The following is a 14,447-nucleotide window of genomic DNA, read 5'->3' on the forward strand; positions in this document are numbered from 1 at the left end:
CAGACCGACCCGTAAGCCGCTCGCTCGCCTCACGCGCGCACGAGCGGCAACATGGGCGGCATGAACGCAAATGAAATCCAGCGCCAAGCGCGCAATGCCGTCCGGAAAGGTTCGATCGCCGATATCGACCTCGCCAGGGCATTGTGCCGCGTCGCCGTGGGTGGTGGTGACGACGACACCGACGAAGGGCTCGTCACGAACTGGATTCCGTGGTTCGCCTGGGCGGCCGGCGATGTTGTCGAATGGCGCCAACCGTCCACGGGCGAACAGGTCATGTTGCTTTGCCCGATGGGCGACCCCGCGCAGGGCGTTGCCTTATGCGGCATCTATTCGGATCAGTTTCCGGCCCCGGCGAATGCGTCGAATGTGACGGTACGCCGCTATCCGGACGGTTCCCTCGTTGTGTACGACCATGAAGCGCATGCGATGGCCGTGACGCTGCCGAACGGCGGCACCGTGCGCGTGATCGCACCGGACAGCGTCAACGTCGAGACGCAGAACGCGACGGTCAAGGCATCCGAGAAGATCCTTCTCGACGGCGACGTAGAGGTGACGAAGGCGCTACTAGTGCGCGGCCCGCTCACGTTCGAATCCGGCATGACGGGTCACGGCGATGGCGACGGCGCGACGATGCAGATCGACGGCGCTGCGAACTTCACCGGCGTGGTGACGTCTGCCGGCGTCAGCCTGCCGGGCCACTCGCACCGCGAGCAGGGCGACGGCAATCTCGTCAGCCTGCCGGTGAACATCGAGGGGACCGCGCCATGAAAGGGATGAACGCCACGACGGGGCGCGCGTTATCCGGCCTCGATCACCTGTACCAGTCGATCGGGAAGATCCTCACGACGCCGCTCGCGACGTGTATCAAGCGCCGCGCATTTGGCTCCGACCTTTTTGAGCAGGTCGACGCACCGAACAACGGGGCGGAGCGTACGCGACTCTACGCTGCCGTCGCAACCGCACTGATGCGCTACGAACCCCGTCTGACGCTGACGCGGGTGCAGCTCGTCACCGATGAAACATCGAGGGACGGCGCGCAGATTATCGACATCGAGGGCTACACGACCGAAACCGGCACAGCAGTCGACACGCGCGTAGATCTGACGACGGGGCGATCGGCATGAGCACGACAACCTTGATCGATCTGGCGAATCTGCCGATTCCGGACGCGGTCGAACTGCTCGACTTCGAAACCATCTATGCAACCCGCAAGGCTGACTTCATTGCCCTGTACCCGGCAGACGAACAGGCCGAAGTCGCAGCGACGCTGGAACTCGAATCGGAGCCGATCGCGCGCTTACTGCAGGAAAGCAGCTATCGAGAGCTAGTGCTGCGCCAGCGTGTCAATGATGCCGTCCGTGCGGTGATGCTCGCGTGGGCAGAGGGGAAGGACCTCGATAACGTCGCTGCGAACCTCAACGTTAGCCGACTCACCGTAACGCCCGGCGACGATACGACGATTCCGCCGACCGCCGCCGTCATGGAAGAAGACGGCGATTTGCGTACGCGCTGTCAGCTGTCGTTCCAAGGCTATTCGACCGCTGGCCCGCGCGGTGCGTACATGTTTCATGCGCTGTCCGCCGACGGGCAGATCAAGGATGCCTATCCGACGAGTCCGGCGCCCGGACAGATCAGGGTCTACGTGATGTCGCGAACGGGCGACGGCACGGCCAGCGACGATCTGATCGCGAAGGTCAAGAGCGCACTGAACGTAGAAGCCGTGCGCCCGATGAACGATCAGGTCGACGTCCTTTCGGCGTCGGTCGTCAACTATCAGCTTGTCGCTGAACTCGAACTGTTCGACGGACCGGACGTGCAGACCGTCGTCGATGCCGCGAATGCTGCCGCGCAGGCGTATGCAAAGAGCGTGCATTACATCGGGCTCGACGTCGCGCTGTCCGGCTACTACAAGGCGCTTCATCAAGCCGGCGTGTCGAAGGCAGAGATTTCGCAGCCGCCAGCCGACATCCTCATTTCGGAGGGGCAGACCGCGTATTGCACGGGCATCGTGATCACGCCGAGGATCAAGGCGAATGGCTGATGTCGCACAACTTCTACCACCGAACGCGACGACGCTCGAGAAGCGTCTCGCGCAAGCCGCGTCCCGCCTCGTTGATCTGACGATTCCGGTCAAGGCGGTATGGAACCCGCGCGAATGCCCGGCAGAGCTTCTGCCGTGGATGGCATGGGGTTTCGGCGTCGATCAGTGGGACAGCACGTGGACAGAGAGTGAGAAGCGCAACGCGATCGCGACGGCGCTTTATGTGCAGCAACACAAAGGAACGATCGGCGCGGTGCGCACGGCGATCGGCGCACTTGGCTACGACGTCACGGTGCAGGAATGGTTCAACCAGATTCCTGCCGGCGCACCTTACACGTTCGACGTCTTGCTCGATAGCAACCAGGTCGGGATTGATCAAGCTGCGCTCGATCGCATCCTGAAGCTGATCGAAACGTTCAAAAACCTTCGATCTCACCTCATTCGTGTTCGACCGTCTGTCACGACGCGCGGCGGTCCGGTGGTGGCCGGCTATCTAGCAACCGGCAACGAAATCACGATCACCTATGACGAGACGCAGTTGCATGACCGAACGCTCGACGGGTCATGGAGTCTCGACGGCGCTTATTCCCTTAGCGGGCTGAAAATCTGATGACAAACCTTATTGCGACGGCTAGCTGGGACGATGTCTTACAGCTAGAGAGGACTACTAAAGCAATGGGTGGTCCGAATGGCCCGATGAATGCGCAGGCTCAAGCGCTGCTGAATCGGACGGAACTGCTCCTTTCCTTGCTCTATTCAGTTTCCGTCACCATCGAACGATTCGGCGGTGGCGTAAATGCGTCGGCTGATCTGAACAGTGCGGCGTTCGCCGGCGCTCAAGAGTTTCTGAACTCTGTCGGTGGCGGGTTTATCGATTTCGGGCCGGGCGTCTACAAGTTGGCGAACGTCGGGAGCGGTTCGGTCAACGGAAGCGAAGGCGTTTCGTCGTGGGATAACCGCTATTGCCTGTTCGTCAAATACCCGAACATTTATTTGCGCGGCAGAGGTTACGCGACGACGCTGAAACTCGAAGACGGCGAGAATGCGCACGTCATCAAGTTCGGACAGCGAGTCGGAACGTCGATTAATTTCGCTGGTGGTGGTGTACTCGGTCTGTCGATCGACGGGAATCGGGCGAACCAGACATTGCCTGACCCAAGCAACAACCATTGGTCAGGCATCGACGTGTCGTCGGGGTGCTCCGATATCTATATCAAAAATTTCTACATTCACGATTGCTTGTGGTACGGCATCGGAATGGAGCGCGACGGCATCCATAACGCGTCGATCAGAAACGGACGGATTTCCCGCGTCGGCGTCGATGCGATCGACTGGAAAGACGATTCGGATACCGCCTACGGCAACAGTATCGACAACGTGTACGCAGACAATTGGGGGCTGCTGGACGTTGCGATTTCCGGCGATCCAGCGGCGGCCTTCGATCTGCGCAGCGGCATTATTGCGTCGCGGGTGATTTGTCAATCACCCGGTCAAAGTGCGGTGGCCGCCGTGCGATTGCAGAACGGCACGCCCGGCGCGAGTCCCAAGCAGCCGACGCAAGTAGTCGGCGGTCGAGGCGAAGGGGCAAACGTCGCGGGGTCTGCTGGCGTGCGCGTGATCAGTCGCGGCGCGATCGTCGAAAACTTTACCGTGACGGGCTGGGACGACGGCGTGAGCTGCACCGAACCGGATTGTCGATTTGGAAACATTACGGCACTCGCCAACGTGACGTCGGCCATGCGTCTGTGGAAAAACTCCACCACGGGAACGACGGCATCGACCAACAGAGTTGCGGGCTTGGTGGCACGCAGCAATGGCAATGGCGTGATCGTCGACGATGGCGTCGCGGAAGTCAGCTTCTCTGTCTGCGAAGTGCGCGGAAACACGGGCAAAGGCTATGACCTGCGCACGGGCTGCTCGAACATCCGGATTACGGAGGGCTCGTGCACGGGCAACGGCACGAACCTGAGCGACAACGGTGCGTCGACGCGAATCCGGGACGTGAGCGGAATTAAAACGGAAGCCGTCGTCACCGTCGCCGTGCCGATCACCACGACCGGAACGAAGACGTACCCGATTGCACACGGCATGCCGTTCACGCCGAATATCTCGGACGTCACGCTGTCGCTCAACGCATCGGTGGGTGATTGGTCCTCCGCTGCACCACGTGTAACGGCTATCGACGCGACGAATATCACCGTTCAACTTCCGGTGTCGACCGCGAGCACCTCGCCGAACGCGACTGCAAATGTCGTTGCAACGGTCAGATCGAAGAATCGCTAAGGCGAAAAAATGACATTCAAGACCATTCACACAAACTACGGCTTGCAGCGGATGGCGCAAGCCGAGGCAAGCGGCGTGCCGATCAATCTGGTCGCGATGGCAGTCGGTGACGGTGGGGGCAATCCGACGACGCCAGACGAAGAGCAAACGCAGCTCGTGCGCGAGCTGTATCGAGCCAAACCGAATCGCGTCTTTCAGGACCCGAAAAATCCGTTGCTCTTCACGATCGAGTTGCTGATTCCCGCCGAAGTCGGCGGCTTCACGATTCGCGAGGCTGCTGCGTTTGACGACCAGGGCGGAATGTACACGGTCGCAAACGTGCCTGCTGCATACAAGCCCCAAGGCGACGGGACCGAAGGGGCCTACAGCGACACTGCCGTTCGGATGCAATTCGTCGTGACGAATGCAAGTGTCGTATCGCTTTCGATCGATCCGAACGTTGCCGTTGCCACTCAGCAATGGATCAAGAACACGATCACGGTGCCGTACCTGCTGCCAGGCGGTACGACGGGGCAGGTGTTGAAGAAGAAGTCGAACACGGACGGCGATACGGTATGGGGCGATCCGGATGTCGCGGACGCGATCGTGTCGGTCGTCGAAGAAGTGCAGACGTTGGCGGCCGGCCAAACGGACGTGATCCTGACGGAATGCACTACGGACGGACTCGCAGTCTATGTCGCCGGAAATCGCCTGTTACCGAATGAATGGAGCAGCGATCCGACCGACGTGCGGAGGCTCACGCTGGCGGCGTCCTACCCGGAGGGCACCAAGGTAGATTTCGTGCAGAACGAGCCGGGCGCCGATCGTGCCTTGCTTCGCAGCCGCAATCTGGCGGATCTCGAATCGACGTCCACTGCACGTACGAATCTGGACGTGTACAGCAAGGAAGAAACCGATACGAAGGCGCCGGCATCGATGATTGCGTTCTTTGCCCGCTCGACCGCGCCGGCCGGATGGTTGAAGGCGAACGGCGCGGCGGTCAGCCGGACCGCTTATGCGGTGCTGTTTGCCCAAATCGGCACGACCTACGGGGCCGGTGATGGATTCAACACGTTCAACCTGCCAGACATGCGCGGCGAGTTTCCGCGCGGTTGGGACGATGGGCGCGGTGCGGATAACGGCCGGCAGCTGGGGTCGCAGCAAGCGTCGCAGAATTTGGCGCACGTGCACGGCGCGACGGCGTCGACCGCACCTGATCACACACACTCGGCCGGCACCGACGCACAGGGCGAACATGGTCACTCATACGACGATAACGGTCACGCACACGGTATGCGGATCGGCCGGGTTGGCGTTGTAGCGACGACTTACGGCCAGGGCAACGGGCCGTACAACTGGGATCGTGCGGACACGTACGGAACCGAAATATCTGGCGTGAACATCAATATCAGGTCGGCTGGGAAACACGGCCACAACGTCACGATCAATCCAGCGGGAAGGCACGATCACACGATCACGATCAACCAGAGTGGCGGGAGTGAATCGCGCCCGCGTAACGTCGCGCTGCTCGCCTGCATCAAATTCTGACCATGAACGCGAAAACTGTTTTCCAGACCGATCGCGCCGGCCTGTACGTCGGCCCTGTCGAAGCGGATGAAAGCCCGCTCGAGCCCGGTGTGTACCTGATGCCGGCGCGTGCCGTCGAAGCGGCGCCGCCCGGTTCGTGGCCCGACGAGAAGTGGCCGCGCTGGAACGGCGTGGCCTGGGAGCTCGTCACGAATCCGGTGATTGCGATGCCGCAGGCCGATGCGACCGCCAAGCTACGTGCATTCCTGCAATCCAATCCCGATGTTGCCGAGTTGATCGGCATGTAAGCGGCTCGGCCGCGACTTTCCTGTATTCACTCACCTATCGGAGCGCATAGCATGCCCCAGGACTATCACCACGGCGTACGCGTCGTTGAAATCAACTCGGGTTCGCGCCCGATCCGCACGGTGTCGACGTCGGTGATCGGCGTCGTCTGCACGGCCGAAGACGCCGACGCGGCTACGTTTCCGCTCGATACGCCGGTGCTCATTACGAACGTCGTCGCAGCGCTCGGCAAGGCTGGCACGAAAGGTACGCTGCGCCAGACGCTCAATGCGATCGGCCAACAGACCAAGGCGATGACCGTCGTCGTTCGCGTGGCCGAAGGCGTCGACGACGCCGCGACGACGACGAACGTGATCGGCACTACGACCGCGGACGGCAAGTACACCGGCATGAAAGCGCTGCTCGCGGCGCAAGCCAAGCTCGGGGTCAAGCCGCGTATCCTCGGCGCACCGGGCCTCGACACGCAGGCGGTGACGACGGCGTTCGCGGCGATCGCGCAATCGCTGCGCGGCTTCCTCTACGCGTCGGCCAACGGTGCGAAGACGAAGGAAGAGGCGACGACGTACCGTGCGCAGTTCAGCCAGCGCGAAGTGATGGTGATCTGGCCGAACTTCCTCGCGTGGGACGACACGACGAATGCGAACGTCGAGGTTCCGGCCGTCGCCTACGCGCTCGGCCTGCGCTCGAAGATCGACAACGAGACTGGCTGGCACAAGACGCTGTCGAACGTCGGCGTCAACGGCGCCGTCGGGATCTCCGCCGACGTATCGTGGGATCTTCAGGATCCGAACACCGATGCCGGCTACCTGAACGAGCTCGACGTGACGACGCTGATCAACAAGAACGGCTACCGTTTCTGGGGCTCGCGCACGTGCGCCGACGACGACCGTTTCATGTTCGAGAACTACACGCGCACGGCGCAGGTGCTCGCGGACACGATGGCCGAAGCGCAGATGCCGGACGTCGACGGCCCGCTCAATCCGTCGCTCGCGCGCGACATCATCGAGTCGATCAACGGCAAGTTCCGCGAGTGGGTGTCGCAGGGCTACATGATCGGCGGTTTGGCCTGGTACGACCCGGACCCGAACACCACGCAGGTACTGTCGTCCGGCAAAACGTACATCGATTACGACTACACGCCGGTGCCGCCCCTCGAAAACCTCGTGCTTCAGCAGCGCATCACGGATCGGTATCTCGCCGACTTCGCATCGCGCGTGAACGCGTAATACGTCAGGCCGGCCATGACGGGGTAGGGCGGCCGGCGTCACTAGATCAACGGAAAAGGAGTCGGAAACATGGGTATGCCGAGCAAACTGAAGGGGTTCAACCTCTTCCAGAACGGCGAGAACTTCGTCGGCCAAGTCGGCGAAATCACGCTGCCGAAGCTCACGCGCGCAACGGAAGACTGGCGCGGCGGCGGCATGGGTGGCCCGATCAAGATCGATTTCGGCAACGATGCGATCCAGATGGAGTGGACCGCCGGCGGCCTGATGAAGTCGGTGCTGAAGCAATACGGCGTCCTGAAACACGACGGCGTACTGCTGCGTTTCGCCGGCGGCTACCAGCGCGAAGACGAAGACACGTTCGATTCGATCGAAATCGTCATCAAGGGCCGCCACACCGAAATCGATATGGGTACGGCCAAGGCGAAGGAAGACACCGCGTTCAAGGTCACGACCTCGGCGAGCTACTACAAGCTGACGATCAACGGCGAGACGATCATTGAACTCGATTTTGTCAACATGATCGAGAACATCAACGGCACCGACCTGTGGGCGCAACTGCGCACGGCGATCGGCCTGTAACGCAGAAGTAGCGCGGCGGCCGCGGACTGCGGCAGCCGGCCATATCAGCATCACTACACTTAGGATACGAAATGAAGACGAACACCGAGCAAGGCCAGATCGTGGCGACCGACGATCCGAACTCGCACACGCTCGACACGCCGCTCGTGCGCGGCGAGCAGACCATCACGAAAATCACGCTGCGCAAGCCGAAATCGGGCGAGCTGCGCGGCGCTTCGCTGTCCGATCTCGTCAATCTCGACGTCGCCGCGATGTCGAAGGTGCTGCCGCGTATCAGCTCACCGACGCTCACGGAACAGGACGTGTACAACATGGATCCGGCTGACCTCGTGATGCTGGGAGGCATCTTCGCCGGTTTTTTGATGCCGAAGGCCGTGAAATCGAAGCTGGACTTCCAGACCGCGTAGAAGATGCGATGGCTGACATCGCACTCGTGTTTGGTGGCTGGACGCCGGCGGTGATGGACGAATTCAGCCTGTCGGAGCTGATGGACTGGCGCGAGTGCGCACGCGTGCGATACGAACGGAAAGAGTGATGGACAAAGCCCTACAGCTCCGCGTGATGTTCGACATGATCGACAACATCACGAAACCGATGAAAACGATGCTCGCCGGCAGCAAGGGGCTGGCGAGCGCGTTGAAGGACACGCGGCGCCAGCTCGCGGAAATGCAGAAGGCGCAGAAGGATGTCGCGTCGTTTCGCCAGATGCGCACCGGTCTTGATGCGACCGGGAAGAAGCTGGCGGAGGCGCGCGTGCGCGTCAAGGAATTGGCGGCAGCGGTGCGGTCAACAGACCAGCCGACCGAGAAAATGGTCGCCGACCTGAACGCAGCCCGCGAGGCTTCCCGTAAGCTTTCGCAGCAGCACAAGCAGCAGACCGCTGCCGTCAACGAACTGCGCACGCGGTTGCAGACGGCTGGCGTCGACACGCAGAACCTGTCGAGGCACGAACGCGACCTGCGAACCAGCATCACGTCGACGACCGCAGCGATGAACGCACAGGCGGCCAAGCTCGACCAGATCAGCCAGCGCGAGAAGCGCGTGAATGCAGCGCGCGCGAGCATGAACCGGCTGCAATCGGCGGGCGCGAACATGGCCGTCACCGGCTATGCCGCGCGCAGCTCCGGCGAGCGTGTGCTCGGCGGCCTGTTCGGCACGCTCGACGAAGCGAAGAAGATGACGAACGAGCGCGCGCGCATTGCTGCGCTAGGCCTCGGCGACCACGCGACGGCCGACGCTGAAAAGTACGTCCGCGCAATGAAGATGATGGGCGTCAGCACGAGCGACAACATGACGTTGATGCGCGACGCACTGTCGATCTTTGCAGACGAGCACCATGCGCAAATGGTGATGCCGACGCTCGCGAAAATGAAGTTCGCGAACGAAGCGCTGTTCGGTGCCGAAGACGCGCACGCGAACGAAGAAAAGTTCATGAACATGCTGAAGGTGATCGAGCTGCGCGGTGGCACGAAAGACGAAGCGACGTTCAAGAACGAAGCGAACATGGTGCAAAAGGTGCTGTCGGCGACTGGCGGCCGTGTCGGTGGCGACGAGTGGCGCAACTTCATCCAGACAGGCGGCGTCGCCGCCAAGCAGATGCGCCAGGACGCGTTCTATTACCAGATGGAGCCGCTGATTCAGGAAATGGGCGGGCATGCGGTCGGCACTGGCCTGATGTCGGCATACAGCAACCTATATCAAGGAAAAACGACCGTTCGCGCGGCGAAACAGATGATGGCGCTCGGCCTGCTCGACCCGAAGAAGGTCGAGTACAACAAGATCGGCATGATCAAGCAGATCCGGCCCGGCGCGCTCGCCGGCGGCGACATGTTGAAAGCGTCGCCGCTCGAGTGGATCGAGAAGGTGTTGCTGCCGAAGTTCGCGGCGAAGGGCATCAAGGATCCGGAAAAGATCAAGGACATGATCTCGACGATCATCACGAACCGGACGGCCGCGAACCTGTTCACGACGATGTACATGCAGGGTCAGCAGATCCACAAAAACGAGCGGTTGAACCGGGGCGCATACGGCATCGACGAAAGCGCGCGGCTTGGCGCGTTGCAGACCCAAGGCAAGGAAAACGACGCGCTTGCGAAGGCGCGTGACCTGCGTCGCGAGATTGGCGAGCGGATTGCACCGATGTACAACGCGGCGTTGGACAAAACGCGGGAAGCTCTGACCGGGTTGATCGGACTGATCCAGCGTCACGGCGCGGCCGCGAAAGTGATCCTGTCCGTTCTCGCCGCGATTGCCGCGCTGCTCGTCGTGATGGGCACGTTCACGATCGCCCTCGCTGGTATGCTCGGCCCGCTCGCCGTGTTGCGCTTCAGCATGACGATGCTCGGCATGCAGGGCGGCATTCTGTCGCGCGTGCTCGGTTTCACTGGGGCGGCGATTCGACTGGTAGGTACGTCGATCGCGTTCGTCGGCCGTGCTTTGCTGCTGAACCCGATCGGCCTCGCGATCACGGGTATCGCGCTCGCGGCGTTCCTGATCTACGAGTACTGGGAGCCGATCAAGGCGTTTTTCGGTGGCCTATGGGCGCAGGTGCGCGCGGCGTTTGACGGCGGGCTGTCCGGGATCGGCGCGCTCATCCTCAATTGGTCGCCGATCGGCCTGTTCTACCAGGCGTTTGCGGCAGTGATGTCGTGGTTCGGTTTCGAGCTGCCCGCGAAGTTTTCGACGTTCGGCTCGAATCTGATGACGGGCCTCGTGGACGGCATCACGAGCGGGCTTGGGACGGTGAAAGACGCGATCGTGAACGTCGCCGACTCGACGGTCGGTTGGTTCAAGGAAAAGCTAGGCATCCATAGCCCGAGCCGCGTTTTCGGTGAACTCGGCGGCTTCATTGGCCAGGGCGCTGCGATGGGGATCGAAGGTGAGGGCGGCCGCGTCGCTCGCGCGGTGATCGGCCTCGCGACGGTCGCTGCAACGTCGTTTGTGGCGCCGCCGGTGTCGGCCGTGTCAATCGTGCGGCCGACCGTTCCGTTCGACTCGCGCGCACCGCTGTCCGCCGCACCGGCCAGTGCGCAGGCGGCCGCAGCTGCACCGGCGCAGTACCCGATCCATATCTATGCCGCGCCGGGGATGGATCCGCAGGCCATCGCGCGCGCTGTCACGGCCGAGCTGGATCGGCGCGAGCGCGAGCAGCGCGCACGCCGGACGTCCAGCCTGTCGGACCACGAGTAAGGGACACGAACCATGATGATGTCGCTCGACCAGTTCGTTTTCAGCCTGTCGACGGCCCCGTTCAAGGAACTGCAGCGTCAGCGAAACTGGAAGCACCGCACGACCTCACGCGTCGGCACGCGGGACGCGAGTCAGTTCACCGGCGCCGGCAGCGACACGATCACGCTGAACGGTATGGTTGCCGAAGACAATTCGATCGGCACGGCCGCGTCGCTCGACGAGCTGGCGAAGATGGCGGACAAGGGCGAAGCGTACGTGCTCGTCGACGGAACCGGGGTCGTGTACGGCGCGTTCGTGATCGAAAGCCTGAACGAAACGGAGACGTACCACACGCCGGACGGCGTGCCGCGCAAGATCGATTTCAACCTGACGATCACGCGCGTTGACGATACCGCGATGTCGAAGGCGGCCGCGGATGAGGCGGCCGCGAAAGAGGCCGGCAAGGTGCTATCGGACAAGGCGTCCGGCGTGATATCTGACGCCAGAAAGGTGCTGGAAGTCGGGCGGGCGGTCTATACGGCTGTCCGAAACGTCAATACGTCGAGCGCGTTGTCGGCCGCGACGACAATTGTCGGCGGAATCGATTCGGTCGGGGCCGCCGCAGGTATCAAGGGATTGAGCACGGCGAGCGGCATTTCGCTGAGCGCTGCGATTTCGGCCGCGAAGGATATCGCCGCACTGAGCGGAAAGCCGGTCGGCTCAATCGTCGTCGACGTGTTGAACAGGGCGGTAGGAAAATGACGGAAAGCACACGCAGTCAACCGCAAGCGGACTATCGCATCACCCTAGACGGCCGCGATCTTTCACGTCTGATCGCTCCGAACCTGATCAGCCTTTCGCTGTCTGAGTCGCGGTCGGATCAGGCCGACACGATCGATCTGGTCATCGACGATTCGAAGGGAACATTTGCCATTCCTAAACGAGGCGCGAGCATCAAGATTTCGATTGGATGGGTTGGAAAGCCACTCGTCGACAAGGGGACATTCACCATCGACGAGATTGAACACAGCGGGGCGCCGGACATCATCACGGTGCGCGCCCGCTCGGCGTCTATGACGAACACGATGCACGAGCGACGCGAGAAGAGTTGGCACGGCCAGACGATCGGCGAAATCGTTCGGACCATCGCCGCGCGGCATTCGCTGAAACCGGTCGTCGGCGGCAAGGTCGCCGGCGTGCTGATCGAGCACATCGACCAGACGCACGAAAGCGATATGTCGTTCCTGACGCGCCTCGCGCGGCGATACGATGCAGTGATGAACGTGAAGGACGGCAATCTCTTGTTCATGGCGATCGGCACCGGCGCAACGGCGAGCGGCAAGGCTCTACCCGTGCTGAACCTGAAGCGTCAGGACGGGGACCAGCATCGATATCACGTGTCGCAGCGCGAGAGTTACACGGCCGTGCGTGCGCATTGGCATTCGAACAGCAAGGGCAAGCGGAAGTCGGTCATCATCGGCGGCGACAACAACCGAAACGTGAAGGTGCTGCCAGAGGACTACGCCAGCGAGGCCGAAGCGCACGCGGCAGCGCAGGCAGAGTATGCGCGTACGCAGCGCGCCCAAGCGACGATGGACTACACGCTCGCATATGGGCGTGAGGATGTGTTCCCTGAAGTGCCGGTGACGGTCAGCGGTTTCAAACCGGACATCGACGCAACGCCATGGCTCGTGCGCACAGTGCGCCATACGATCGCTGACGGTGGTTTCACGAGCGTCCTGTCGCTCGAAGTGCGCGACGATCCGGCGACGGACAAGCACCGGTCACATTTCAGGAAGGTAAGGAGCTAATTCGATCGACAGATATCGGCGCTGACGGCCAGTCACGCCGGCAGCGCCAGATATATAACTTTTAGCGTTACACGGGCTCGGCAGAAAAAAATGCACCGGTCTGTTCGTTTCGCATATGTGCGAGCCGAACGCCATTCACGACATGGGACGCCGGCTCATTGTCGCCAACCTGATATTCCTGCATCAGACGAAGAACTGTAGGACCGACCTGTTCAGATTTTCCATCGGGAAAAACAGAGGCGAGTGCCGCAATAGCTACGACAACGATATCGGTGCCTGACTTGGTCGTTCCATCACCAGTTCCATGCAAGAGAAGGCTTGTAACTTTCTTCGAATTCCTATCGACCGTCAACATGATAGTCAGGTGATCATTCAACGAAGCGGCGAACACTTCGGTCGCGACGTCATGAGTTTTAGCTCTGAAGTTGGCTCTATACGGGGTATCAGCCTGCTTCATGATCCTGTCGAAATTCTTTTTGTATTCGTCGACGGTGATGTCGAGAGTCGCATCGGAAACGGCGGTATTTTCGGAGCCAGCATCAGCAGTTTTCGTGGCCGACGCAAGGTTAGGTCGTACGTCCGATGAGGATGCAGGGGGTGTTGTTTGCGTCGCGGGTGAGTCAGATTTCCCGCATGCGCTTAACACGGCAACAGCAAGAAGGGTGATCGCGCATATTGATAATTTTCGAGTTTTCATGATTTTTCGGGCGTGTGGAATTACCCGCACGACTGATCTATCGTGCAGTGGCCAGAAAGTATAACGAAAGCTAGAAATGACTCAGCGAGCGAGTCAGTCGCCTGTCCTGCAATACGCCGGCGGACCGATATCAGTCCACATGCGGCCAGAGCGCCACGACTTTGGAAGTTCGACAGCGAGCGCGTGCCAACGCGCTAGAACGGCTGCGAATGTGCCTTCACGCTTTGCGCGACGGATCTTGTCGACGACACTCCATCCGCGAACGTAATATGCGAAGCTTCGTTGGCTGGACAGGTAATGCGGTGCATGCACACCGACCCAAGCGAGCATCTCTGCGGGTGGGACGTCGGGCGCATTCGGATCGGGGGCGATGTTCGCCGTGATTTCGGGAGCGGGCTCAGCTTCGAGCGTTTGGTTGTTCGGCTGGATTACCGCACCGTTCGATTCAAGACCCGTTAAGCGCAAAAGCTCGAGTCGATGCCACGGAATCGGAGAACGGCCTGCGACGTAGTTCCGCACGGTACGGGTGCAACAGCGGAGGATATTTGCGACCTTGGCGATGGTCAGGCCGTCAGTCAGGGCAAGGAAGTCGGCAAGTCCGCCATGACGCGGTGCGTCGGCATTCATTGGAGTAGCGTGGGTTTCGTTTTTGTTACTAATTGTAAGTATTATTACGAAAACGTACGCCAGCCTTACAACTGCATCAAGTTAGCTTCGGGGACTTTACATAACGTGAATTATCGATATGACTGGTTGTAGTAGCTTTTTAGAAATGTCGTGTTCCAGCCATTTAGAAATGTCGCGTTTGGACCTCGGTAAGCTTGTCGGCC

15 protein-coding genes and 1 pseudogene are annotated in these 14,447 nt (G+C 61.0%); 14 read left to right on the forward strand and 2 right to left on the reverse strand.

Annotation, left to right across the window (positions count from 1 at the left end; translation table 11 throughout):
* Nucleotides 1-60 precede the first annotated feature (60 nt).
* The 14 genes and pseudogenes from DID99_RS01830 to DID99_RS01895 all read left to right on the forward strand — a co-directional run bounded on the left by DID99_RS01830 (nt 61) and on the right by DID99_RS01895 (nt 12,920).
* The gene (locus DID99_RS01830) at nt 61-768 is read left to right on the forward strand and encodes a phage baseplate assembly protein V (protein ID WP_124665992.1); all 708 of its coding nucleotides are present in this window, start codon (nt 61-63) and stop codon (nt 766-768) included.
* A complete protein-coding gene (locus DID99_RS01835) occupies nt 765-1,124 on the forward strand; it encodes a GPW/gp25 family protein (protein ID WP_124665962.1) in 360 nt (119 codons plus the stop codon). The genes DID99_RS01830 and DID99_RS01835 overlap by 4 nt, the downstream gene beginning before the upstream one ends.
* Nucleotides 1,121-2,041 (forward strand): baseplate J/gp47 family protein, encoded by a 921-nt coding sequence (locus tag DID99_RS01840; protein WP_124665963.1) that lies wholly within the window; start codon nt 1,121-1,123, stop codon nt 2,039-2,041. Before DID99_RS01835 ends, DID99_RS01840 begins: the two co-directional genes overlap by 4 nt.
* On the forward strand, nt 2,034-2,651 hold the full coding sequence (locus DID99_RS01845) for a phage tail protein I (protein WP_124665964.1): 618 nt from the start codon (nt 2,034-2,036) through the stop codon (nt 2,649-2,651). The genes DID99_RS01840 and DID99_RS01845 overlap by 8 nt, the downstream gene beginning before the upstream one ends.
* Before the next feature lie 86 nt (nt 2,652-2,737).
* The gene (locus tag DID99_RS01850; protein WP_124665965.1) at nt 2,738-4,324 is read left to right on the forward strand and encodes a hypothetical protein; all 1,587 of its coding nucleotides are present in this window, start codon (nt 2,738-2,740) and stop codon (nt 4,322-4,324) included.
* 9 nt (nt 4,325-4,333) lie between these two features.
* The gene (locus DID99_RS01855) at nt 4,334-5,851 is read left to right on the forward strand and encodes a phage tail protein (protein ID WP_124665966.1); all 1,518 of its coding nucleotides are present in this window, start codon (nt 4,334-4,336) and stop codon (nt 5,849-5,851) included.
* Between the two features lie 2 nt (nt 5,852-5,853).
* A complete protein-coding gene (locus DID99_RS01860; RefSeq protein ID WP_124665967.1) occupies nt 5,854-6,138 on the forward strand; it encodes a phage tail protein in 285 nt (94 codons plus the stop codon).
* 51 nt (nt 6,139-6,189) lie between these two features.
* The gene (locus tag DID99_RS01865; RefSeq protein WP_124665968.1) at nt 6,190-7,362 is read left to right on the forward strand and encodes a phage tail sheath protein; all 1,173 of its coding nucleotides are present in this window, start codon (nt 6,190-6,192) and stop codon (nt 7,360-7,362) included.
* 69 nt (nt 7,363-7,431) lie between these two features.
* Entirely contained in the window at nt 7,432-7,941 is a 510-nt protein-coding gene (locus DID99_RS01870) for a phage major tail tube protein (protein ID WP_124665969.1), read from the forward strand.
* A 71-nt stretch (nt 7,942-8,012) separates the two neighbouring features.
* Entirely contained in the window at nt 8,013-8,348 is a 336-nt protein-coding gene (locus DID99_RS01875) for a phage tail assembly protein (protein WP_124665970.1), read from the forward strand.
* An 8-nt stretch (nt 8,349-8,356) separates the two neighbouring features.
* Complete coding sequence (locus tag DID99_RS01880) at nt 8,357-8,476, forward strand: GpE family phage tail protein (RefSeq protein ID WP_124665971.1); 120 nt, start codon at nt 8,357-8,359, stop codon at nt 8,474-8,476.
* Nucleotides 8,476-11,130, forward strand: coding sequence for a phage tail tape measure protein (locus DID99_RS01885; RefSeq protein WP_124665972.1), 2,655 nt, complete (start codon nt 8,476-8,478; stop codon nt 11,128-11,130). Before DID99_RS01880 ends, DID99_RS01885 begins: the two co-directional genes overlap by 1 nt.
* A gap of 12 nt (nt 11,131-11,142) precedes the next feature.
* Nucleotides 11,143-11,529, forward strand: a pseudogene (locus DID99_RS38320) (phage tail protein); the annotation flags it as partial.
* A 338-nt stretch (nt 11,530-11,867) separates the two neighbouring features.
* Nucleotides 11,868-12,920 (forward strand): phage late control D family protein, encoded by a 1,053-nt coding sequence (locus DID99_RS01895; RefSeq protein WP_124665974.1) that lies wholly within the window; start codon nt 11,868-11,870, stop codon nt 12,918-12,920.
* A gap of 67 nt (nt 12,921-12,987) precedes the next feature.
* Here DID99_RS01895 and DID99_RS01900 read toward each other — a convergent pair whose 3' ends face one another.
* Together DID99_RS01900 and DID99_RS01905 are read right to left on the reverse strand one after the other, a co-directional pair.
* Entirely contained in the window at nt 12,988-13,617 is a 630-nt protein-coding gene (locus DID99_RS01900; RefSeq protein ID WP_124665975.1) for a hypothetical protein, read from the reverse strand.
* 93 nt (nt 13,618-13,710) lie between these two features.
* A complete protein-coding gene (locus DID99_RS01905) occupies nt 13,711-14,244 on the reverse strand; it encodes an IS21 family transposase (protein WP_124665976.1) in 534 nt (177 codons plus the stop codon).
* Nucleotides 14,245-14,447 lie beyond the last annotated feature (203 nt).

Source organism: Burkholderia sp. Bp8986, from assembly GCF_003854225.1.
GTDB lineage: Bacteria > Pseudomonadota > Gammaproteobacteria > Burkholderiales > Burkholderiaceae > Burkholderia.